The organism is Roseobacter sp. FCG-D35 (assembly GCF_033436665.1).
Lineage (GTDB): Bacteria > Pseudomonadota > Alphaproteobacteria > Rhodobacterales > Rhodobacteraceae > JAWQFO01.
In genome coordinates, this window is sequence record NZ_JAWQFO010000002.1 from 405,218 (window position 1) to 428,209 (window position 22,992).

Genomic DNA, 22,992 nt, shown 5'->3' on the forward strand with positions numbered 1-22,992 from the left:
AAACGGGCCGGAGTTCTTAAAATTCCGGGGCGCGCCGGCTTAGCCGTTTCCCTTCCGGCCGAAACGCGCCGCGTCCGCTGCCGCGCGCCGGATCGCATTCGACTTGTGCACGGTCTCCTGGTACTCCGCCTCGGGGTCGCTGTCGTAAACGACCCCGCCGCCGGCCTGGATGTAAAGCGTCTCGTCCTTGACCACTGCCGTGCGCAAGGCGATGCACATGTCCATGTCGCCGCCGGCGCTGAAATAGCCCACGCCGCCGCCGTAGACGCCCCGCTTTTCCGGTTCCAGCTCATCGATGATCTGCATCGCCCGCACCTTGGGCGCGCCCGAGACCGTGCCCGCCGGCATCCCGGCGAAAAACGCGTCGAGCGCATCGCAGTCTTCGCGCAATTCGCCCACCACGTTCGACACGATATGCATCACGTGACTGTAGCGCTCGACGATGAACTCCTCGGTCGGGCGCACGGTGCCGATCTTCGCCACGCGTCCGACGTCGTTGCGGCCGAGGTCGAGCAGCATCAGGTGCTCGGCCAGTTCCTTCTCGTCCGCCAGCAGGTCGGCCTCGAGCGCGCGATCCTCTTCCGGCGACGCCCCGCGCGGCCGGGTTCCCGCGATGGGCCGGATCGTGACCTCGCGCCCGAAGACGCGGACCAGGATCTCCGGGCTCGCGCCGATCACCTGGAAGCCGCCGAAATCGAAATGGAACATGAAGGGCGACGGATTGGTGCGCCGCAATGAGCGGTAGAGCGCGAAAGGCGGCAGGCGGAACGCTTGTGTCCAGCGCTGCGCCGGCACTACCTGGAAGATGTCGCCCGCGGCGATGTAGTCCTTGGCCGTCTCGACCGCCGAAAGATAGTCCGCGTGGCTGAAGTTCGACACCGGCTCGGCAGGCTGGTCCGCTTCTCCGAGATCGCGATCGACCCCCGGCATCGCCCGTTCGAGATCGCGCACGGCGTCCATCACGCGCTCGGCGGCCTGGGCGTAGGCGGCACGGGCGCTCTGCCCGTCCGATACCCAGGCTGGCGAGACAACCGTGACCTCGCCCTTGACCCCGTCGAGCACGGCGACCACCGAAGGGCGCAACATGATCGCGTCGGGCAGGTCCAAAGGGTCGGGATTGACCTGCGGGAGGTGTTCGACCAGCCGCACCATGTCATAGCCGAGATAGCCGAAAAGCCCCGCCGCCGCCTGCGGCAGGTCGTCGGGAAGGTCGATGCGCGACTCCTCGATCAGGCTGCGCAGCGTGTCGAGCGGGTTGCCGTCGAGCGGCTCGAACGCCTCGCCATCGTAGCGCGCGGCGCGGTTGATCTCGCTTGCCGTTCCGCGGCAGCGCCAGATCAGGTCGGGCTTCATCCCGATGATCGAGTAGCGCCCGCGCACCTCGCCGCCCGTCACCGATTCCAGCACGAAGGCGTTCGGCGCGGCGCCGGTCAGCTTGAGCATCAGCGAGACCGGCGTGTCGAGGTCCGCCGCCAGCCGGGTATAGACGATCTGGTTGCGGCCCGCGGCGTAGGCGCGGTCGAAGGTCTCGAAGTCGGGCGTCAGGGCCATGGCCGGCTCACCGGAAGTTGGCGTGAACCGCCTGCACCGCACGCTGGTCGATCTGCGGGCGCGCTTCGGTCGTGACCTGTGCCACGAAGCGGGTAAAGACGTTCTCGGCCAGCGACCGGTCTGCCTGGTCCTGGAGCTGCGCGCGCAGCGCCTCGGCATCGGCGTTGCCGGACGTGCCGTCGACGCTCTCCAGCTTGACGATCGCCGCGGTCCCGTTGCCCGGCAGCACGCGGACCTCGCCCGGCGCCATTTCGAACACGGCCTCGACGAAGCCCGGCGGGGTGCCCGGCACCGTCGCCTGCCGCGTCAGCCCGGTCTCCGCCACGGCGTCGAGCCCGGCGTCGGCAAAGCTCTCGCCCTCGCGGATCCTTCCGGCGATCTCCTCGCCCATCGTCACGAGGCGTGCGCCGATCTCGCGTGCCTCCCAGCCGGCGCGGACCGCCTCGCGGACGGTCTCGAACTCGGCCGGGCGCGGGGCCAGCACCTCGTCGAGACGCATCGCGAAGATGCCGCCATCCTCCAGTTCGATGATCGAGGGGAAATCCTCGGCCTGCAGGGCTGCCGCGGCGCTGCGGAACCCGTCGTAGGCAGCGATGCCGTCCGTCGTGTCCTCGCTCCAGTCGATCTCTCCAAGCTGCATGCCGGTTTCCGAGTCCAGCTCTTCCAGCGTGGCGCCGCCGGCCAGCATGTCCTCGAACTCCTGCGCCTGGGCGGCGATCTGGCGCCGCGCCCGGTCGCGGGCGAGATCGTCGCGGATCGCTTCGCGCGCCTCCTGGAATGTGGTCACCTGCGCTGGCAGAACCGCGTTGACCCGGAAGAGGGCCGGCCCCAGCGGGCTCGGCAGCGGCCCCGCGACGGACCCGACCTCGGTGGCGAAGACCGTGTCACCGGCCGCGCCGAGATCTGCCGAACTCACGTCGCCGAGATCGATGTCGGCAAGCTGAAGCCCGCGGTCCTCGACCAGATCCTCGAAGCTGCTGCCTTCCGCGAGCGCCTCTGCCGCCGCTGCGGCCTTGTCGTCGTCGATGAAGGCAAGGCGCTCGACGAGGCGCCGCTCGGGCTGATTGAATTCTTCCGAGCGCTCCTCGTAGGCCGCCTGCAACTCGTCCTCGGCGATCTCGATATCGGCAAGCTGCGTCTCCGGCAGCAAGGCCGCATAGGTGATCTTCTTGGTCTCGGGCAGGGTGAAGGCCTCGATGTTCTCGTCGTAATACGCGCGCAGCACCGAATCGTCCGGGTCGGGCAAAGGCTCGGTCAGGCTGGCCCCGTCGATCAGCGACCAGGTAAAGCTGCGCTCCTCGGCGATGAATTGCATCAGCGTGTGCGCGAAGGTCGCGGGCATGGCGATGCCGCCCATCACGGCCCCCTGCAGCAGCGAGCGTGCCACGTCCTCGCGCAGTTGCGCCTCGAACTGCGCCTCGCTCAGCCCGGTCCGATCCAGCGTCATGCGATAGGCTTCCCGGTCGAAGCTGCCGTCGATCCCCTGGAAGCCGGGGATCTCGACGATGCGTTCGCGCAGGATATCGTCGCCCACCGACAGGCCCATCCGGTCGGTCTCGTCGTCGAGCGCGCGCAGCTGCACGAGGCGCTGCAAAACCGACTGGTCGACTCCGAGCTCCTGGGCGCGCTGAAAGCTCAGCGGCTCGCCCGAGCGGGTCTCGATGGCGCGGATCTCCTGCTGCAGCATCCGCCCGTAGGTCTCCACCGGCAGCGTCTTGTCGCCCACCGTGCCGATCGAGCGGACCTCGCCGCTGAGATTGGTCATCCCGAAACCGCCGAGGCCGAGAATGAGCAGGCCCATCAGGATCCACACGAAGGTCTTTGAGATGCTTTTGCTCTTGGCCATGAAGTGGGTTCCGGATGTGGGTTGGTTACAGGTTGGCGCCGTGTCTACGCGGGCCGGCAGGGCGGGGCAAGCCTCGGCCCTCAGCCCTCCACGGCGGCGAGCCGATCATAGAGCGTGGCGATGCCCGCGGCGTCGAGGTTGGCGAAGGCGATGCGCAGCTGGCGCGCCCCGGCCTGCGCGTCCGCAGGCTGGAACATCGTGCCGGGCAGGCACAGCACCGACTGCTCGCGGACCAGCCGCGGCGCAAGCTCGGCCGAGCTTTCCGCGAAGGGATGGGCAAAATAGGCGAAATAGGCGCCGACCCCCAGAAGCTCCCAGCCCCTGTCCCCCAGCATCGGCAGTCCGCGTTCGATCGCCGCGCGCCGGGCGAGGATCTCGTCACGCTCGCCGGCGAGCCACTGGGTCAGGTTGCGCAACCCCCAGAGCGCCGCGTGCTGACCGATCTGGGACGGGCAGATCGCCACGGTGTCGAGGAACTTCTCGACCTCGGCCAGGAATGCCTGCGCCGCCACGATGGCGCCGACCCGGTGGCCAGTCAGCCGGAACGATTTGGAGAAGGAATAGAGATGGATCAGCACGTCCGCCCAGTCCGGATCGGCGAAAAGATCGTGCGGCGCCCCCGGCGCGCTGTGAAAGTCGCGATAGGTCTCGTCGAGGATCAGCGCCAGGCCGCGATCACGCGCAAGTTCGAACATCGCGCGCAGCAGGTCGGCCGGGTACTCCACGCCACCCGGGTTGTTGGGCGAGACCAGCGCGATCGCCCGCGTACGTTCGGTGATCAGCGTCGCGGCGCGTTGGGGATCGGGCAGCAGTCCGTCGCCGCAGGGCAGGGGCACGGCGCGTACACCGGACATGTCGAGCCACATCTTGTGATTGAAGTACCAGGGCGTCGGCAGAATCACCTCGTCGCCCTCGCCGCACAGCGCTGCGATCGCCGCCGCGAATGCCTGGTTGCACCCCGAGGTGATGGCGACCTGCTCCGGCGCGACCGCGCCGCCATAATGTGCCGCCGTGCGGCCCGCCAACTCGGCACGCAACTCCGGCAGGCCCAGCACCGGGCCGTAGAGATGCGCGTCGTCCCGGCTCAGCGCGACCTCGGCCATGACCTGCCGCAGCGCCTCGGGCGGCGGGTCGACAGGCGCCGCCTGGCTGACGTTGATCAGCGGGCGCTCCGCGGGAAACGCGACGCCCGCGATCCAGCGCCGCGCCTCCATCACGGGTGGCGCGAAGGTCGCCGATGTGCGCGTCAGGCTCATCGCGCGCCCCGCGCACGTCGGGCCAACGACCGCAGTGCCGATCCACTTGACGTTCTCTGGTTCAGAAATATCCCCGCCGGAGGCATGAAACTCATGGCGCGCCGCTCAGGTGCCGCGATAGGGTTCGACATATTGCAGCGCCATGTCCCAGGGAAAGAAGATCCAGGTGTCCTGGCTCACTTCGGTGATGAAGGTGTCGACCTGCGGACGGCCCTTCGGCTTGGCGTAGACGGTGGCGAAATGCGCATTCGGATACTTCCGCCGCACCACTTCCAGCGTCTTTCCGGAATCCACCAGGTCGTCGACGATCAGTATCCCGGTGCCGTTGCCCATCAGCTCCGCGTCCGGCGCCTTCAGCACCTTGGCCTCGGACTGCTGCTGGTGGTCGTAGGACTTGATCGAGATCGTGTCGACGGTGCGGATGTCGAGCTCGCGCGCCACGATCATCGCCGGCGCCATGCCGCCGCGGGTGATGGCCACGACCGCGCGCCAGCCACCCTCGTCCGGACCCTGCCCGTCGAGCCGCCAGGCCAGCGCCCGGCTGTCGCGGTGAATCTGGTCCCAGCTGATGTGGAACCCCTTTTCATGCGGCAGGCGGGACGGATCCTTGGAGCTCATGGCGTCATTCCTTGCTCATGTCCGGGGCGTCGACCGCCTTCATGCCGACCACGTGGTAGCCGGCATCGACATGCAGGTTCTCGCCCGTGGTGCCGGACCCGAGGTCCGACAACAGGTAGAGCGCCGCCTTGCCGACGTCCTCGGTGGTCACGTTGCGCCGCAGCGGCGAATTGTACTCGTTCCACTTCATGATGTAGCGGAAATCGCCGATGCCGGAGGCCGCAAGCGTCTTGATCGGGCCCGCCGAGATCGCGTTGACGCGGATGCCGTCCTTGCCGAGATCCTCGGCGAGGTATTTCACGCTGGCCTCAAGCGCCGCCTTGGCGACCCCCATGACGTTGTAATGCGGCATCACCTTCTCGGCGCCGTAATAGGTCAGCGTCAGGCACGAACCGCCCGGCTGCATCATCTTCTCGGCGCGTTGCACCACGGCGGTGAAGGAATAGACCGAGATGTCCATCGACATCGCGAAATTGGCCCGGCTGGTGTCGACATAGCGCCCGCGCAGCTCGGACTTGTCCGAAAACCCGATCGCGTGCACCACGAAATCGAGCCCGCCCCAGCGCTCCTTCAGCGCCTCGAACAGCGCGTCGATCGAACTCTCGTCTCCGACGTCGCAAGGCAGAACGATATCGCTGCCGAGTTGCGCCGCCAGCGGGTCGACGCGTTTCTTCAGCGCCTCGCCCTGGTAGGAAAAGGCAAGCTGCGCACCGGCTTCGGCGCAGCTCTTGGCGATCCCCCAGGCGATGCTCTTGTCGTTCGCAAGCCCCATGATCAGGCCACGTTTGCCCGCCAGAAGATCCTTCGCCATCCGTGCCACCCTTCCTCGTCCCGTTCGGCCGTTCCGATTGCTTTAGGCGATCCACCGCAAACCATCAAGCACCTGCCATCCCTTGACCCGGCCACCGTTCCGGCCAATCTGCGCCGGGCGGCAGCACGGCAAAACGGAGGCGATGATGGAAAAACGCGACGGCAAGTTTGCAGGCGACGACCCTTTCGAAATAGCCCGGCGCTGGCTGGCCGAGGCCGAGGCGACCGAGCCCAACGATCCGAATGCAATTGCGTTGTCGACCGTGGGTGCCGACGGGCTGCCGAACGCACGCATGGTGCTGCTCAAGGAAATCGAGGCGGAGGCCTTCGTTTTCTACACCAATTACGAGAGTGCCAAGGCCGGCGAGATCGACGCGACGGGCAAGGCCGCGTTCGTGATGCACTGGAAATCGCTGCGCCGCCAGGTCCGGGTGCGGGGACTGGTCCACCGCGAGGACGGACCGCAGGCGGATGCCTATTTCGCGTCGCGCTCTCTCAAGAGCCGGCTGGGCGCCTGGGCCTCGCGCCAGTCCCGTCCACTGAAAAGCCGCGCGGCGTTGATGGCGGAGGTGGCCAAGGTCACGGCCAGGTTCGGGACCAATCCGCCGCGCCCGCCGTTCTGGGGCGGATACCGGATCGCCCCGCTGGAGATCGAGTTCTGGGCCGACGGCGAATTCCGCCTGCATGACCGTTTTGTCTGGCGCCGGGCCGAAATCGGGCAGGAATGGACCACCGCGCGGTTGAATCCATGACGCCCGCGGCGAAATTCGCTTGGAGCAGGGCCCGTGTGAGGGTTAGAACAAATAGGTTAACGGACATTTCGCCGCCCGCGTTGGCGGACCGGCGGCAGGATATTTCAGAACGTACTGGTAGGGGCAAAATTGTTATTCAGAATTTACGGGAAAATTCCGCGATTTACGTCGATCGCATGGTCAAACAGCCCGCGTTGTAGTTTACTTGTCCGGACGCCAGGTCATTGTCCAGTCGAGGACGGGCATGACACGGCTGGAATGGCGCTGGGAAGCAAATACCCTCTTTCGATGACAAGAAAGCAAAACGGTGAACGACGTTAGTGAAAAAGCCGGCCCGGTGACCGGCATGGTCAAGTGGTTCGATCCCGTCAAGGGGTTCGGGTTCGTCGTCGCCGACGTGGGCGGGCCGGACATCCTTTTGCACGTCAACGTGCTGCGCAACTTCGGGCAGAGTTCGGTCGCGGATGGCGCGCGGGTCAAGCTCGAGGTGCAGAGCACCGAGCGGGGCGTTCAGGCCACGCAGGTACTGTCGCTGCAACCGCCCGAATCCGGCGGAGCCGCTGTGCTCTCCGACCTCGCCGAGCTCGATCCCGAGGACGTGTCCTCGGCGCCGCTCGAGCCAGCGCGGGTGAAATGGTTCGACAAGGGCAAGGGCTTCGGCTTCGCCAATGTCTTCGGCCGGCCCGAAGACATTTTTCTGCATGTCGAGGTGCTGCGCCGGTCCGGACTGTCGGACCTGCAACCGGGCGAAGCGCTCGCCTTGCGGGTGATCAACGGCAAGCGCGGCCAGATGGCGGCCGAAGTTCTCGCCTGGGAAGCGGCGGCGCACCGGCCGAAGTCATGACCCGCGGATTATTCGCCGTGGCGATGCTGGTCTGGTCCGGCGCGGCCGCGGCGCAGAACTGCCGGGAGGATACCGTCTTTCTCAAGGGCGATTGGGGTCAGGCGCGCTTCAGCGTGGAAATCGCCGACGATGCGGCTGAACAGGCGCAGGGACTCATGCATCGCGACAGCCTGCCGATCTCTTCCGGTATGCTTTTTGTCTATGACAGACCGCAATCGCTGTCTTTCTGGATGCGCAACACCCTGATCCCGCTGGACATGCTGTTTCTCGACGCGACCGGAACCGTCCGGCACATACACGCCATGGCGGTCCCGCTGGACGAGACACCGATCCACGGCGGCGACGGGCTGACCCATGTGCTCGAGATCAACGGCGGACTGGCCGAGCGCATGGGTATCACCGAAGGCTCGGTCATGCGGCACCCGTCCTTCGACGCCTCCGACGCCGCCTGGTCGTGTTAGGGCTTTTCAAAACCTGAGCACCTGTCTAAAGAGGCGCCTGTCGGGGCGTGGCGCAGTCTGGTAGCGCACCTGTTTTGGGTACAGGGGGTCGTGAGTTCGAATCTCGCCGCCCCGACCACTTCCACAACATCTGGTATCGGCGGGGCGAAATTTCTGCCGCGGACCACAGGGTCTGGCACGTGGCGTTGTCCGCCTGCGTCGCAAATCTGTCACATGTCCGCGCCGGACATCGCGTCATCCATGCTGGCCGCGCTTCGGGTGAATGCCCGCGCCCGGCGGGTCGCCGGGCCTGTGGACAGGTTCAGGCGGTTTCTCAACTTGCGCGTCCAAACCTCAACGCAGGCGGGCGTTTTTTGACCTCGTTTGCAGAGGCGTCCGCCTCAGCGCCCTGTGGAGAACCTGCCGCCGGGTCATCGACTGAATCAGCCTGCAGGCCGCGTGACGCGCCGCGTCGCGCAGGTCAACCCGGAAGATTTGTCTAAAGCGCGAATTTTTTCGTTGACCAGTTGTGGTCGGATACGCCAGTTTGTGGAGGCCGACGATGGCGCCACAATATGTAGTAGAAAAATCTACAGGGCGACGCGGCGGACCGAGGGCTGACATCACTGCGACCATGTCGAATGGCCGTGCATCCGCGCAACGACGCGGATCGTGCGGACGGAGAAGTGTTGTGCGCTTTCAAGAGACGGTGGGGCGGTTTGCAAAGACGGATGCGGCCCTTGTTCGAAGAAGCTGAAGACGAGGCAGCGCACATGAAAATCGAAAGAAAATTCACCCGGGCCGATCAGGACGCCTACGCGGAGCTCGACTTCGTTTCCACCGTCTCCGAGATCCGCAACCCTGACGGCACCATCGTGTTCCGCCTCGACGACGTCGAAGTGCCGGCCTCGTGGAGTCAGGTCGCCAGCGACGTGATCGCCCAGAAGTATTTCCGCAAGGCCGGCGTGCCGTCCGCGACGCGCAAGGTGAAGGAAAAGGGCGTGCCCGAGTTCCTGTGGCGCTCGGTCGCCGAGGAAGGCGCGGAGATGGGCGGCGAGACCTCGTCCAAGCAGGTGTTCGACCGGCTTGCGGGCGCCTGGACCTACTGGGGCTGGAAGGGCGGCTACTTTTCCACCGAAGAGGACGCCCGCGCCTACTTCGACGAGATGCGCTTCATGCTGGCCACCCAGAAGGCCGCGCCGAACAGTCCGCAGTGGTTCAACACCGGCCTGCACTGGGCCTACGGGATCGACGGCCCGGCCCAAGGCCATCATTATGTCGATTACAAGACCGGCAAGCTGACCAAGTCGAAATCCTCGTACGAGCACCCGCAGCCGCATGCCTGCTTCATCCAGTCGGTCGAGGATGACCTGGTGAACGAGGGCGGCATCATGGACCTGTGGGTCCGCGAGGCGCGGCTGTTCAAGTACGGCTCGGGTACGGGCACCAACTTTTCATCGCTCCGCGGAGAGGGCGAGAAGCTGTCGGGCGGCGGCAAGTCGTCGGGCCTGATGGGGTTCCTCAAGATCGGGGACCGCGCCGCGGGCGCCATCAAGTCCGGCGGCACCACCCGGCGCGCGGCCAAGATGGTCATCGTCGACGCCGATCACCCGGACATCGAGGACTTCATCAACTGGAAGGTGCTCGAGGAGCAGAAGGTGGCAAGCATCGTCGCCGGCTCGAAGATGCACGAGCAGAAACTCAACCTCATCTTCAAGGCCATCGGCAGCTGGGACGGCGCGGCCGAGGATGCCTATGTTCCGGCGACCAACCCGCAGCTGCGCGAAGCGGTGCGCGAGGCCAAGAAATCCGCGATCCCCGAGACCTACATCAAGCGCGTATTGGACTACGCCAAGCAAGGCCACACTTCGATCGAGTTCCCGACTTACGACACAGATTGGGACTCGGAAGCCTACAACTCGGTTTCCGGCCAGAATTCCAACAACTCGATCCGGGTCACCAACGCCTTTCTGCACGCCATCGAAAAAGACGCCGACTGGGAGCTGATCTCGCGCGTCGATGGCGGCGTGAAAAAGACCGTGCGCGCCCGCGATCTCTGGGAGCAGATCGGGCACGCGGCCTGGGCCTGCGCCGACCCGGGCATCCAGTTCCACGACACCGTGAACGACTGGCACACGTGCCCGGCGGACGGGCCGATCCGCGGATCGAACCCGTGTTCGGAGTACATGTTCCTCGACGACACCGCCTGCAACCTTGCGTCGATGAACCTGCTGACCTTCCTCAAGGACGGCGCGTTCCAGGTCGAGGATTACATGCATGCGACGCGGCTCTGGACCGTGACGCTGGAAATCTCGGTGCTGATGGCGCAGTTCCCCTCGAAGGAGATCGCGCAGCGCAGCTACGACTTCCGTACCCTGGGCCTCGGATATGCCAACGTCGGCGGTCTGCTTATGAACATGGGCCTGTCCTATGACAGCGCCGAGGGCCGTGCGCTCTGCGGGGCACTGACGGCGATCCTGTCCGGGGTCTCCTATGCCACCTCCGCAGAGATGGCCGGTGAACTCGGACCCTTCCCGGGCTATGCCAAGAACGCCGATCACATGCTGCGGGTGATCCGCAACCACCGCACCGCAGCACGCGGCTTGTCGGACGGCTACGAGAGCCTCGCCGTCAAGCCGGTGGCGCTCGATCACGCCAACTGCCCGGACGCGCGCCTCGTCGAAGTGGCGATGCAGGCCTGGGACGAGGCGCTGAACCTCGGCGAGCAGCACGGTTACCGCAACGCGCAGGTCTCGGTGATCGCGCCGACCGGCACGATCGGGCTCGTGATGGACTGCGACACCACCGGGATCGAACCCGATTTCGCGCTCGTGAAGTTCAAGAAGCTTGCGGGTGGCGGCTACTTCAAGATCATTAACCGTTCGGTCCCCGCGGCGCTCGAAAAGCTCGGCTACGGCTCGGCAGAGATCGAAGAGATCGTCGCCTATGCTGTGGGTCACGGCACCATCGGCAACGCGCCGGGCGTCAACCACACAACGCTTGCCGGTCACGGCTTCGGCCCGAACGAGCTGGCCAAGGTCGATGCCGCGCTGGGTCAGGCCTTTGACATCCGCTTCGTCTTCAACCAATGGACGCTGGGCGAGGAGTTCTGCACCCAGGTCCTCGGCATCCCCGCGGAGAAGTTGAACGATCCGACTTTCGACCTGCTGAAAAGCCTCGGCTATTCGCGCAAGGACATCGAGGCGGCCAACGATCATGTCTGCGGGACGATGACGCTGGAGGGTGCGCCGCATCTGAAAGCCGAGCACCTGCCTATCTTCGATTGCGCCAACGCCTGCGGTAAGAAAGGCAAGCGCTACCTGTCGGTCGAAAGCCACATCCGGATGATGGCGGCGGCGCAAAGCTTCATCTCGGGCGCGATCTCGAAGACGATCAACATGGCCAACTCGGCCACCATCGAGGACTGCAAGGCGGCCTACGAGCTTAGCTGGTCGCTCGGCATCAAGGCCAACGCGCTCTACCGCGACGGATCGAAGCTGAGCCAGCCGCTCGCAGCGGCCCTGGTCGAGGATGACGACGAGGCCGCCGAGACGCTGGAAAGCGGAACGCCGCAGGAAAAGGCCGCCGTGCTGGCCGAGAAGGTGGTCGAGAAGATTATCGTCAAGGAGGTCGTCGCACGGCACCGCGAGAAGATGCCGCAGCGCCGCAAAGGCTATACCCAGAAGGCGATCGTCGGCGGGCACAAGGTCTACCTGCGCACGGGCGAATACGAGGACGGTAACCTCGGCGAGATCTTCATCGACATGCACAAGGAAGGCGCCGGCTTCCGCGCGATGATGAACAACTTCGCCATCGCTGTCTCGGTCGGGCTCCAGTACGGCGTGCCGCTCGAGGAATTCGTCGACGCCTTCACCTTCACCAAGTTCGAACCGGCGGGCATGGTGCAGGGCAACGAGACGATCAAGAACGCCACCTCAATCCTCGACTACATCTTCCGCGAATTGGCGGTCAGCTACCTCGACCGTACCGATCTCGCGCATGTCCAGCCCGAGGGTGCGACCTTCGACACGCTGGGGCGTGGTGAGGAAGAGGAAGGCATCGAGAACGTCTCGGAACTGAGCGAGACGGCCGCCACCAAGTCGCTGGAAGTGCTGCGCCAGATCAGTTCGACCGGCTACCTGCGCAACCGTCTGCCGCAGGAGCTGGTGGTGCTGCAGGGCGGGCAGGGCGTGACGGCCTCGATGGACGCGGCCGCTGTCGCGGATGGCGGGGTCGCGGTCATGGCCTCGAACACCACCGTCACCGCCACGGCGCTCGATGCCCGGACCAAGGCAAAGATGCAGGGCTACGAAGGCGAGGCCTGTGGCGAATGCGGCAACTACACGCTGGTGCGCAACGGCACCTGCATGAAGTGCAACACCTGCGGGGGCACCTCGGGGTGTAGCTGAGAACACGCGCCGGCTATGGCGCGCAGGGGCGCGGAGGCTTCGGTCTCCCGCCCCGCCGAGATAGAGGTCAGGGCGGACTATCGCCCTGATCGCACCACGGGCTTCCGGGCCCCTGGAAGAATGGGTGGGACGGTACCTTGTCCGCCCACCTGACACGGGGCGGGTGCGCTCGCCCCCGACGACGTTCAGGCCGCAGGCAGAAAATATCCGAGCGGTTAACAGATCGAGCCTGAACGGCGAAACTCAAGAGGCGCTTCGGCGCCTCTTTTTCTTTGCGCTGAGCCGATGGTGACGAGGCCGCATTCGCCTAGGGAACTCATGGCGCAAGTCGATCGTCCTGTCGTCACCCCGGTGAGTTGTTCTCGCCTATCCGGCAGAGGCCGTGTCGGCCTCACGAGGTGAGGCGATGCGTGCAAATAGCGCGCGCAGGACCGCGCGATACCGGCGGATGGGGCGTTCGAAGATCGCGGCAAAGCCGAAACAGACCGCGAGTGTCAGAACGAGCATCCACAGATCATGACCCGGAAGCGTGGCGGGCAGCGTCGCGTCGAGCAGGTGCAGCGTCGGGTAATGCACGAGGTAGAGCGAGAAGCTGCCGCCCGCGATCCAGCGCACCAGCCGCGCGAAGCGTCCCTCGGCCCGGCGCGCGCCATCCTGCGCCAGCGCCCAGATCGCAATCAGGTGCACTGCGAGCAACAGCGCGATCACCGTGTTCCACAGAACCTCGTTGGAATAGACGAGCAGATCGTGATGGTTGACGGGTTGCAACACCGCAATCGTCAGATTCTCGAGGATGTTCGGCAGTTTCGCGACCTTGAGCGCGACCAGCAGAGCGATGCTGCCGACGGCGATGGCCCAGTTCGCCTTGCGGCTGCGGGTAGACGGCGCGGCCGAGACGCGCTTCCAGACCAGCACGCCGAGGTACCACGCCGGGAACATGACGAGGATCGGAATGCCGACAAGCAGCACGAGCATGGCCAGCACGGCGGCGCGTGTCAGGCCCTTGAGGAAAATCATCGCGCCGAAGATCAGGTAGAAGCCGATTTCATAGCTCAACGACCAGACCGGACCGTTCGATCCCAGGCGAACCCAGTCCTGGGCGCCGGTCCAGAGGTTCGTGACTGTCAGGCCGCGCCAGAGGAACTCTCCGAGCGAAAGCTGCTGATAGTATCCTTGCGGGTAGGCCGACATGTCGGTCCGCGTTCCGATCGCGTCGAAGACCAATGTCAGAAGCAGTGCGGGCACCAGAACCGATGCCACGCGCGTCACCCTGTTGAAGGCAAACCGCGACAGCGTGGCGTCGCGACCGGCGGCGTAGGCGATCACGACGCCGGACAGTACGAAAAAGACGGCGACCGCGTCGCTTGCCACGTTCCAGTCGCGCAGGAAATAATATTTTCCGCCGGTGAACCGGACGTGGGCCATGTGGCCGAACAGGACCGTCAGGGCCGCGCCGGCGCGCAACACGTCGAGCCAGAGCGAGAAGCCCTGCGGCATGGCGGGCGCAAGGGCCGGAGTTGCTGCCGGCTGCGGGGCAGGGGTTTGGGTCCGCTGCGCCTGTGTCCCGCCCATCTTGTCCACAATCGCCGACCAGCTTTGCGTAAAGGGCAGGATCAGGGCGGCGACCAGCGTCGGGTAGGGCTGTTCGACGGGCTTGTCGGTGCCGTCGGAAACCCCGAAGCGCAGCTTTTCCTGCTCGGTCGGCACGTAGAGCGTTCCGAATGCCCAGTCCCAGACTGCGAAGATCGACCCGTAGTTCTTGTCGTGATGCTTGCGCGCAACCGAATGGTGGATCTGGTGCTGCGCGGGCGAGATGAACACGTGTTCGAGCACCGGCCCGTAGCTGATCCAGATGTGGCTGTGCCGAAAATTGGACCCGAGAGCGTTGAAAACGAAGTAGAGCGCGTTCGCCCCGCCGATGGTCGTCAGGTTGATCTGTCCGACCAGTCCGTAAAGCACGAGCCCCTGAACAAGGCCGACAACCAGCGTCATCAGCAGGTTGCGGATGATCGGCTCGAGCGGATGGACGCGTTCTACCGTCAGCGGGGTGAGCACGTCGGCCGAATGATGGACGGCATGGAACGGCCAGAGAAAGCGCCATTCGTGATGTGCACGGTGCGCCCAGTATTTGCAGAAATCCGAAGTGACCACGACGACCACCGTCGCGATGAAGCCGCGCGACCAGCTGATCGGCGGGGCGGAGAACTCATCCGGTGACAGGTAGGTCAGCACCGCGTAGGCGATGGTGGTGGGAAAGAAAACGGCCCCGAATAGGCCCAGGATGCTGAACAGGCGGCCCGTGATAAACAGCTTGATGTCGAGCAGATTGGATCTGTGCGTGTAAACGGCCTTGGGAAAGAGCCACGTGCTGAAGCTCTCGGGACGACCGCGATAGCGCCAGACAAGAAACGCGATCAGGATCGTGCAGGACAGATAGAACAACGAGTAGCGCACGTTCAGATCGAACAGCGCGCCGGTCACGAGTCCCAGGATTGATCCGATTGCTTCCACGGTACAGCCCTCAAAATTTGGCTCACAGCTAGCGATCCAATCGAGCGCAATTGAGGCGCAAATGCGACTGTTCTCTGAACCGCAACGCAGTGTTCGCGCAATCCGACTTCGTCTCCGGACGGCGGACGGGCTTCGCCTTGCAGCGCGGGACGCAGCGGAGCACAACCTTGATTCATGTCAAGGTGGTATTATGCTCTTTCCGCGCAATCTTCGGCGGGCGAGCCGATGGGGTTTGCGCAAATCAGGAGAGGAAATCACCATGAAGATGTCGACGCTCATTGCCGCAGCCGTCTGCTGCGGGTTCGCAGGAACCTCGGCTCTGGCGCAGGCCAGCGACGTTCTGCCCGTCGAAGGCAGCACGTTCACCGAGTGGGGGACCGAAGGCGACTGGCGCATCTACCTCGACGAGACCAAGGGCTCGTGCTTTGCCGAACGCACGGACGCGGAACAGGACGTGCTGCAGATGGGACTGACCAAGGCCGGAGATCTGGGCTACCTCGGTGTCTTCACGCTGGGCGATTCCAGCGGTGGCGTGCGCGAACAGCGCATCAACGTGTCGCTCGACGGGAAGGAATACCAGGGAACCGGCTATTCCGGCGGCAATCACCTGTCGAAGAATCACGTTGGCGGCTACATCCTCACCAACAATCCCCGGCTGGTCGAAGATGTCATGAACACGTCGCAGATGGACGTCACGCCGCAACTCGGCAAACCGTTCTCGATCAGCCTCGCGGGCACCCAGATGGCGATCGAGGCCGCCCGGAAATGCACGTCCGAGCAGGGCGGCTGACATCCGGACCGAATCCTGCCCGGCGGGTGTTTCCTCCGGGCAGGTCCAAGCGACGAGGCGGCCCCCGCCGCGGCCAGGGAATCAGGCCGCTTCAGGCCGGAAGCTCTCACGCTGTTTCCTGAGTGCTTCGGCAAAAGCCGGGCGTTCAAGGCAGCGTTCGAGATAGGATGCGACGACCGGGAAATCGTCGATCACCGGCTCTTCTCGCAACCCGCGCAGAACGGTCGCCATGGCGATATCGGCCACGCCGAAGCGCGCGACCAGCCAGTCGCGTCCTTCAAGCCAGCCGGTCAGTGATGTCAGGCGAAATTCGAGCAGGCGCAGCGCGTGCGGCCGCCAGCCCGCCACCCAGTCCTCGTCCGGGTAGAAGATCTGCGGATTCACGAGGTTGTCGACGCGTGGCTCGACAGAATTGAACGCAGCGAACATCCAGGCTTCTGTCTGGGCCGTTTCCTGCGCGCCGCGCGGCCGCAGCACATCGGACTTTCGGCCGATGTGCAGCAGGATGGCGCCGCTTTCGAAGAGCTCGACCTCGTCATCCCGGTAGGCGGGCACCTGCCCGAAGGGCTGCCAGCGCCGGTATTCGGCGCCGTCGGTCTCGCCGTTTTCCAGTTGGCGCACTTCGTAGTTCAGTCCCGCCTCGGCCAACGCCCACCGCGGGCGCAGGTCCTTGACGTAGCCTTGGGCGAATTCGGGCACCCACGCGAAGCCGCTGATCTCGATGCCCATGGCTCAGGCTTCCATGCGGATCAGAGGTTCGAACCCGCCCCACATCATCCGCATTCCGTCGAAGGGCATCACCTGGATCTTTTCCATCCGCGGGTCCTGCATCATCGCCTCGAAGCCCTTGTCCGCCGTGTCCTTGTCCGGCCATTCCATCCAGGAGAAGACGACGACCTCGCCCTCCTTCTTCTGCACCGCCATCGGAAACGAGGTGACCTTGCCATCGGGCACGTTCTCTCCCCAGTTTTCCTGCATGGCGAGGCATCCGTGATCTTTGAAGATCTCCCAGGCTGCTTTCGCCATATCGAGGTATTCCTGCTTCTTGTCTTCCGGTACCGCCAAAAGAAATCCGCTGACGTAGGCCATGTCTGTCACTCCCTTCCTGGTTCTGAATCGTCTTCTCCGACGTTGACAGCCAGTTAAGTTGATATCAACATAAATATCGTGATGGATCCCGACCTGCCGATTTCCGCCACCCACGAGGTGCGCGACAGGTGCCTGTGCCTGCATGCGCAGCGCGCGGCGCGGCGGCTGGGGCGCGTCTTTGACGAGGCCTTGCGCCCGGTCGGGCTGACCAACGGACAATTCTCGCTGCTGATGGCGCTCAACCGACCGGACGGGCCGCGCGTGGGTGATCTGACGGGCGTTCTCGCGATGGATCGCACCACCGTCACCGCCGCCCTGAAGCCACTGGAACGGCGGGGCCTTGTCGACAGCTTCGCCGACGACCAGGATGCGCGCGCGCGACGGCTGCGCCTGACCGACGCGGGGCGAGAGGCGCTCAAGCAGGCGCTGCCGATCTGGCGCGAGATGCATGACCGGGTCGATGCATTGCTGAGCCGCATCACGCCGGAGGCCCTGCGTACCGGTCTTGTCGAGGTGCTGGGCGAGGTCGACCGCCCCACCTGACGTTCAGGCGGGCAGGTGGATGCGGAAGCGGTCGCGGATCGCGGCGTCCGTCGCGGCATCGAAGCGCGCGCGGGATCTTTGCGACAGGATCTCGTCCTTGAACGCCCTGGCGCGTTCCAGAAGGTCGGGCTTGCCCTTTTCCTCCCATTCCTTGGGGGAACTGCGATCGCCCAGGCGGGGGTAAAGATATTCGGTCTGCATCAGTTCCAGCGTCTGGGCCGAACCGAGGTAGTGGCCCGGCCCGCCGAGGCAGGTGGCCCGCATGACGTCCAGCGACACCGCGTCTTCGCTGACCTCGATCCCGCGCACGCAGCGCAGCGCCTGTCCGATCAGGTCGTCGCCGATCACCAGCGATTCCAGGCAGAACCCCAGCAGCGAAGCATGCATCCCAGCAGCCTCGTAGACCATGTTGAGCCCCGCCATCCCGGCCATGACGTTCGACATGGCCTGTTCCCAGCCCGCCTGCATGTCGGGCAGTTTGGCGTCCGCGATGCCCGCCGCCGCGCCGCCGGGCAGATCGTAATGGCGGTGCATCTGTGCGCAGCCCGCGGTCAGCAGCGCCTGTTCGCCGGACCCGCCCGACATCGCCCCGGTGCGCAGGTCCGACACGAAAGGCCAGGTGCCGAAGATCGCCGGATGACCCGGCTGGATCGCCTGCACATAGACCAGTCCGGCCAGACACTCGGCCACGGCCTGCACGATGGCGCCCGCGATCGGGGCAGGGGCGGTGGCCCCGGCCTGACCGGCCGAGAGCAGCAGGACCGGCATCCCGCCGCGAATGCAGGTCTCCATCACCAGGCAGCTTTCCGTGGCGAATTTCATCGGCGGCACAACGAAGCAGTTCGAATTCGACACGAAAGGCCGTGCACGCCAGGCCTCCTCGCCGCCCGCGATCAGGTGCAGCATTTCCAGCGCGTCCGCGGCGAACTCGGCTTCGGTGAAGGATGTGCCGATATGCTTGGTTGTCCCCGCGCAACAGGCATAGACGGTGTTCAGGTCCATCTCGCGGTTGTCGGAAATGTCGCGGGCGACCATCGGGCGTTGCAGGAAGTGGATGTTGTCGAGCACATCGGAGATGCGCGCGGCGTCATGCAGGTCCTGAAGCGTGCTTTCGCGATACGTTCTGTCGTGCGGCTCGACGATATGCACGGCGGCCCCCGCGGTGCCATAGTGAACACGGGTGCCGGAGAGGTCCATGTCATGACGGGCATCGCGTCCGCAAAGAGTGATCGACCGATTGGCCCGCGCGATCGTGTCCTCGACCAGCGCGCGCGGATAACGCAAGCGCCCGTCGCCGCCCAGAACCGCACCCGCGCGGGTCATCGCTTCGATCCCGGAGGGCGGCGCGTCGGCAAGCCCGATCTCTTCGAGCGCGTCGAGCGCGGCCGTGTGGATGCGGTCCATGCCGTCCCGGGTCAGCGGCGCGTAGGTGCCGCCGGACATCCCGGCGCGCACCGGGCGGAGATGTTCGGCAAGCGGGCCGGCACGGGCGGCCCGACGCGCGGCACGGCCACCGCTGCGGGTCTGGGACTGGTCGTTCATATCGGTGTCCTTGAGAGGAGAAAACTGAGGGCGGCGGCGGTCAGTTTTCGATCGGTCCGCCGCGTGCGGCCCGTCCCCGCTCGGCCCCGATGGTGCGGATCACCAGTTCGATCTTGCTTTGGTCGCCCTGCATCGTGGCCCTCCCGGACGGCATGATGGTCGGACGGCGCGCCGCCTCTGTCTGCCGCGTTTGCGACGCCGGGTCGCTTTTGGACCCTGCGGCGTTCCGGCGCTTTCTACGCAAGGGACTTCAAGGAAATGTGAGCGTTGAACGTGGCTTACGCAGGGTCGCTGGGCCGGTTCCCGCCGGCATGATTCCACGCTGTGCGCCAAATCGCGCGCAAATCCGCCACGGCTCTGGCAATGGTCGGGCGCGGTGAACAACTCGGCGTGGACCGTCGTTGAAGGTACGAGGGCAACAGCGATCGCCCCTGCCAACAACGGCAGTCGAGCAAGAAAGGACAAGACAGATGAAGAAGTTCAAGAGTATCGCCGCCAGCCTGGCAGCCACCACCGTTCTCGCAACCCCGCTGATGGCGGGCGACCTCGTCGAGGCCCCCGTCGAGCCGGTGCCGGTTGCGCCGGTCGCGACGCCTCCGGTCGACTACGGCAGTGACTGGGGCGGCTTTTACGGCGGTGTGCAACTGGGCTACGGCGATGTCTCGGGCGACGGCGGTCTCGACGGGATCGACGGCGACGATACGTTCTACGGGGTGCACGTCGGTTACAACCACGATTTCGGCAACTGGGTCGCCGGTGCCGAACTCGACTACGACAAGATGGACATCGACATCGGCGATGGCGCCGCGACCGTCGACGACGTGACGCGCCTCAAGCTCAAGGGCGGTTATGACTTGGGCAACACGCTGGTCTACGCCACGGCGGGGTCGGCGATGGCCAGCACCTCGGTGGGCGACGACACCGGGCCGTTCTACGGTCTCGGCGTGTCCTACAAGGTGACTGATAACTGGCTGGTCGGCGGCGAGGTGCTACGGCACGAGTTCGACGGCCTCGGCGCAGACGGCAATGACGCCAGCGCCAACACCGTCTCGCTGCGCGCGTCCTACAAGTTCTGATCGGTCACGCGGTTGGAAAGATACGCGGCCCGGGCTTTCCGCCCGGGCCGTTCTCGTTGACACAGGCTGCGGCGCGCTGCTGCGCGTGGGCGCAGATCGTCGCCAAAGCCCGTTCGAAGGCGGCATCCTCGACCGTCATCGCAACGCGGATGTGCCCCCAGGCCGCCGCACCGAAGCTTTCTCCCGGCATGACCGCGATGCGGTGAGTCTCGAGCAGGTCTTCCGCGAAGTCTTCCGACGACATGCCGGTCGCGCGGATGTCGAGCATCAGGTACATCGCGCCACCGGCGGGGACGAGGCCAACGGTGTTCTGTCGCGCAAGGATGCTTTTCGCGAGCGCCCGCCGACGCCGGAACGGCTCGGCGATCTCGGCCTCGAAGTCAGGCCCCTCCTGCAGCGCGAAAAGCGCCGCGTCCTGGATGAAGCCCGGAACGCCGTAGGTGGTGTGTGTGGCGAGGTTGATCAGATGCGCAATCGCCGCTTCCGGGCCGATCAGCCAGCCGATCCGCGATCCGGTCATCGCGTGGCTCTTGGACATAGAGCCCACGACAAGCGTGCGCTCGGCCATGCCGGGCAGCGCGCGCGGCGAGACGTGTTCGCCTTCCCAGACTTGGGTGTCGTAGACCTCGTCCGAAATCAGCCACAGATCCGCGTCCTGGCTGATCCTCGCGATGCCTTCGAGCGTCTCGCGCGAATAGACCACGCCGGTCGGGTTGTTGGGGGAGTTGACGAGCAGCGATTTTGCGCCCTGCGCGGCCTCGGCGATGTCCGCCGCGCGCGGCTGGAATGCATTCTTGGCCCGGGCCTGCACCGCGACCGGAACCGCGCCGGCGCCTCGGATGGTGCCTGGGTAGGTCGCGTAATAGGGATCGATGTAGAGCGCCCGGTCGCCCACATCGCAGGCTGCCATGTGCGCCGCAAAAAGCGCCGACTGCCCGCCGGGCGTGATCAGCACGTTCTCGGGTGTCGTCGCAACGCCGGTCCGCTCGGTCACGCGCCGGGCGACGGCCGCGCGCAGCGCATCGACACCCGGAATTGCGGCATAGCCGGTGTGTCCTCCCAGCGCCGCTTGGTGCATCGCCTGCAGCACCGGGGCGGCGGTTCGGATGTCATGCTCGCCGATGGTCAGCTCGGTCACCGGTATCCCGGCGGCGACCATCGCGCGCGCCTTGAGAAACAGCTCCCACCCGTCCGAGCCACCGCCGGTGATCCCGTCCAGCCGCTTCGAAATCTGCATCTGCCCGTTCCCTTTTCGCCTGTCTGTCCGCGTCCGAAGATCGGCGGCAAGGGCGCAGAGGCGGCGCGATTCGTCAATCACATGCCGGCGCGGGCGGCGTCGCCCGGCCGGGTCCATAGCCCTTGACCGCAAGCGACGCCGCGGGATATGCGGGGCCATGACCCGCATGAACGCCATTTGCTGCTGCATTACCATTCGCTGATCCATCCAGCGGGCGTTCACTGTCGTTTCCATTCTGACCAGAGATTGCTAAGCCCGCGTCACCCCCGCGCAAGGACGCCCGGCCATGTCGACCCAGATCAAGCTTCACAACACCCGGACCCGCCGCAAGGAGGCGTTCGCCCCGATCGATCCCGGCAACGTGCGCATGTATGTCTGCGGGCCGACCGTCTATGACCGCGCGCACCTCGGCAACGCGCGCCCGGTCATCGTCTTCGACGTGCTCTACCGGCTCCTGCGCCATGTCTACGGAGCGGATCACGTGAACTACGTGCGCAACTTCACCGACGTCGACGACAAGATCAACGCGCGCGCCGCCGAGACCGGGCGCAGCATCCGCGAGATCACCGACGAGACCACCGGCTGGTATCTTCAGGACATGGCGGCGGTCGGCGCGCTCGAGCCAGACGCGATGCCGCGGGCGACCGAGTGGGTCCCGGCGATGGTGGCGCTGATCGAGCGGCTGATCGAGATGGGTCACGCCTATGCCGCCGAAGGTCATGTGCTGTTTGCCGTGGACAGCTACGCGAAGTACGGCGCGCTGTCGGGGCGTTCGGTCGACGACATGATCGCCGGCGCCCGCGTCGAGGTCGCGCCCTACAAGCGCAATCCGATGGATTTCGTGCTCTGGAAGCCGTCCGACGATACCCAGCCCGGCTGGGAGAGCCCCTGGGGCCGCGGGCGCCCGGGATGGCACATCGAATGCTCCGCCATGGCTCACGAGCTTTTGGGCGAGAGTTTCGACATCCACGGCGGCGGCAACGACCTGATGTTTCCGCACCACGAGAACGAGATCGCGCAAAGCTGCTGCGCCTACCCGAACGCCGAGTTCGCCAGGGTCTGGATGCACAACGAGATGCTGCAGGTCGAAGGCAAGAAGATGTCGAAATCGCTCGGCAACTTCTTCACCGTGCGGGATCTGCTGGATCAGGGTGTGCCGGGCGAAGTGATCCGCTTCGTGATGCTGTCGACGCATTACCGCAAGCCGATGGACTGGACAGCGGAGAAGGCGCGGCAGGCGGAGGACACCCTGCGCAAATGGCGAGCAATGACCGATGGCGTCGATCCGGGCGACATGTCCGGCGCGGCGCTCGAGGCGCTGGCGGATGACGTGAACACGGCGGGCGTGATTGCCGAACTGCACAGGCTTGCCGGAAAGGAAGATGCTGCCGGGCTGAAGGCTACGGCGGGTCTGATCGGATTGCTGACCGATGCGCTAGGCGAATGGTGTTCGTTGGAGGCGGATGTACCTACCAAAGAGTTTCAGGAAAAGGTTGAAGCCTACGTCACCGCGAGACTGGCGGCGAAGAGCGAGAGAGATTTCCAGCGTGCAGATGAGATCCGAGACCATTTGGCGTCCATCGGCGTAATGCTCTCAGATGGCCCACAGGGCACGACTTGGCACCTTGACCACACAAATCCGAACCTCGGAAACTGGGAGGCTCTAAAATGAGCGCCT

General features: G+C 65.4%; 18 protein-coding genes and 1 tRNA gene. 9 read left to right on the forward strand and 10 right to left on the reverse strand.

Annotated elements, in window-relative coordinates:
- Positions 1 to 39 precede the first annotated feature (39 nt).
- From trpE to fabI, 5 genes are all read right to left on the reverse strand, one after another.
- Positions 40 to 1,551 (reverse strand): anthranilate synthase component I, encoded by a 1,512-nt coding sequence (gene trpE, locus R5H30_RS06085; RefSeq protein WP_318327186.1) that lies wholly within the window; start codon positions 1,549 to 1,551, stop codon positions 40 to 42.
- A gap of 7 nt (positions 1,552 to 1,558) precedes the next feature.
- Positions 1,559 to 3,397 (reverse strand): peptidyl-prolyl cis-trans isomerase, encoded by a 1,839-nt coding sequence (locus tag R5H30_RS06090; RefSeq protein WP_318327187.1) that lies wholly within the window; start codon positions 3,395 to 3,397, stop codon positions 1,559 to 1,561.
- 80 nt (positions 3,398 to 3,477) lie between these two features.
- Positions 3,478 to 4,653 carry an aminotransferase gene (locus R5H30_RS06095; protein WP_318327188.1) on the reverse strand — a complete coding sequence of 392 codons (1,176 nt, stop codon included), beginning with the start codon at positions 4,651 to 4,653 and terminating at the stop codon, positions 3,478 to 3,480.
- Between the two features lie 105 nt (positions 4,654 to 4,758).
- Entirely contained in the window at positions 4,759 to 5,271 is a 513-nt protein-coding gene (gene gpt / locus R5H30_RS06100; RefSeq protein WP_318327189.1) for a xanthine phosphoribosyltransferase, read from the reverse strand.
- 4 nt (positions 5,272 to 5,275) lie between these two features.
- Positions 5,276 to 6,082 carry an enoyl-ACP reductase FabI gene (gene fabI, locus R5H30_RS06105; protein WP_318327190.1) on the reverse strand — a complete coding sequence of 269 codons (807 nt, stop codon included), beginning with the start codon at positions 6,080 to 6,082 and terminating at the stop codon, positions 5,276 to 5,278.
- 145 nt (positions 6,083 to 6,227) lie between these two features.
- Here fabI and pdxH point away from each other — a divergent pair, with 145 nt between their 5' ends.
- The 5 genes from pdxH (at position 6,228) to R5H30_RS06130 (ending at position 12,526) form a co-directional block, all read left to right on the forward strand.
- Positions 6,228 to 6,833: a pyridoxamine 5'-phosphate oxidase gene (gene pdxH, locus R5H30_RS06110; RefSeq protein ID WP_318327191.1), complete on the forward strand. Its 606-nt coding sequence runs from the start codon at positions 6,228 to 6,230 to the stop codon at positions 6,831 to 6,833.
- A 346-nt stretch (positions 6,834 to 7,179) separates the two neighbouring features.
- Positions 7,180 to 7,677 carry a cold-shock protein gene (locus R5H30_RS06115; RefSeq protein WP_318327730.1) on the forward strand — a complete coding sequence of 166 codons (498 nt, stop codon included), beginning with the start codon at positions 7,180 to 7,182 and terminating at the stop codon, positions 7,675 to 7,677.
- Positions 7,674 to 8,138, forward strand: coding sequence for a DUF192 domain-containing protein (locus R5H30_RS06120; RefSeq protein WP_318327192.1), 465 nt, complete (start codon positions 7,674 to 7,676; stop codon positions 8,136 to 8,138). The genes R5H30_RS06115 and R5H30_RS06120 overlap by 4 nt, the downstream gene beginning before the upstream one ends.
- Positions 8,139 to 8,179: 41 nt before the next feature.
- Positions 8,180 to 8,256, forward strand: a tRNA-Pro gene (locus R5H30_RS06125).
- A gap of 634 nt (positions 8,257 to 8,890) precedes the next feature.
- Entirely contained in the window at positions 8,891 to 12,526 is a 3,636-nt protein-coding gene (locus R5H30_RS06130; protein ID WP_318327193.1) for a vitamin B12-dependent ribonucleotide reductase, read from the forward strand.
- Positions 12,527 to 12,892: 366 nt separating this feature from the next.
- Here R5H30_RS06130 and R5H30_RS06135 read toward each other — a convergent pair whose 3' ends face one another.
- Positions 12,893 to 15,007 (reverse strand): sterol desaturase family protein, encoded by a 2,115-nt coding sequence (locus R5H30_RS06135; RefSeq protein ID WP_318327194.1) that lies wholly within the window; start codon positions 15,005 to 15,007, stop codon positions 12,893 to 12,895.
- Between the two features lie 289 nt (positions 15,008 to 15,296).
- On the opposite strand from R5H30_RS06135, the gene R5H30_RS06140 reads away from it, so the two are divergent.
- Positions 15,297 to 15,827: a hypothetical protein gene (locus R5H30_RS06140; RefSeq protein WP_318327195.1), complete on the forward strand. Its 531-nt coding sequence runs from the start codon at positions 15,297 to 15,299 to the stop codon at positions 15,825 to 15,827.
- A gap of 81 nt (positions 15,828 to 15,908) precedes the next feature.
- On the opposite strand, the gene R5H30_RS06145 is transcribed toward R5H30_RS06140, so the two are convergent.
- The gene (locus tag R5H30_RS06145; protein ID WP_318327196.1) at positions 15,909 to 16,556 is read right to left on the reverse strand and encodes a glutathione S-transferase family protein; all 648 of its coding nucleotides are present in this window, start codon (positions 16,554 to 16,556) and stop codon (positions 15,909 to 15,911) included.
- Between the two features lie 3 nt (positions 16,557 to 16,559).
- The gene (locus R5H30_RS06150; protein ID WP_318327197.1) at positions 16,560 to 16,916 is read right to left on the reverse strand and encodes a DUF1428 domain-containing protein; all 357 of its coding nucleotides are present in this window, start codon (positions 16,914 to 16,916) and stop codon (positions 16,560 to 16,562) included.
- A gap of 81 nt (positions 16,917 to 16,997) precedes the next feature.
- On the opposite strand from R5H30_RS06150, the gene R5H30_RS06155 reads away from it, so the two are divergent.
- On the forward strand, positions 16,998 to 17,459 hold the full coding sequence (locus tag R5H30_RS06155) for a MarR family winged helix-turn-helix transcriptional regulator (protein ID WP_318327731.1): 462 nt from the start codon (positions 16,998 to 17,000) through the stop codon (positions 17,457 to 17,459).
- Between the two features lie 3 nt (positions 17,460 to 17,462).
- On the opposite strand, the gene R5H30_RS06160 is transcribed toward R5H30_RS06155, so the two are convergent.
- Positions 17,463 to 19,001 carry a trimethylamine methyltransferase family protein gene (locus tag R5H30_RS06160; RefSeq protein ID WP_318327198.1) on the reverse strand — a complete coding sequence of 513 codons (1,539 nt, stop codon included), beginning with the start codon at positions 18,999 to 19,001 and terminating at the stop codon, positions 17,463 to 17,465.
- 470 nt (positions 19,002 to 19,471) lie between these two features.
- Here R5H30_RS06160 and R5H30_RS06165 point away from each other — a divergent pair, with 470 nt between their 5' ends.
- On the forward strand, positions 19,472 to 20,077 hold the full coding sequence (locus R5H30_RS06165) for an outer membrane protein (RefSeq protein ID WP_318327199.1): 606 nt from the start codon (positions 19,472 to 19,474) through the stop codon (positions 20,075 to 20,077).
- Between the two features lie 4 nt (positions 20,078 to 20,081).
- Here R5H30_RS06165 and R5H30_RS06170 read toward each other — a convergent pair whose 3' ends face one another.
- Positions 20,082 to 21,314, reverse strand: a complete 1,233-nt coding sequence (locus R5H30_RS06170; protein WP_318327200.1) for a pyridoxal phosphate-dependent aminotransferase — start codon at positions 21,312 to 21,314, stop codon at positions 20,082 to 20,084.
- Between the two features lie 286 nt (positions 21,315 to 21,600).
- Between R5H30_RS06170 and cysS the strand changes: the two genes are divergently transcribed.
- Positions 21,601 to 22,986 carry a cysteine--tRNA ligase gene (gene cysS / locus R5H30_RS06175; protein ID WP_318327201.1) on the forward strand — a complete coding sequence of 462 codons (1,386 nt, stop codon included), beginning with the start codon at positions 21,601 to 21,603 and terminating at the stop codon, positions 22,984 to 22,986.
- Positions 22,987 to 22,992 lie beyond the last annotated feature (6 nt).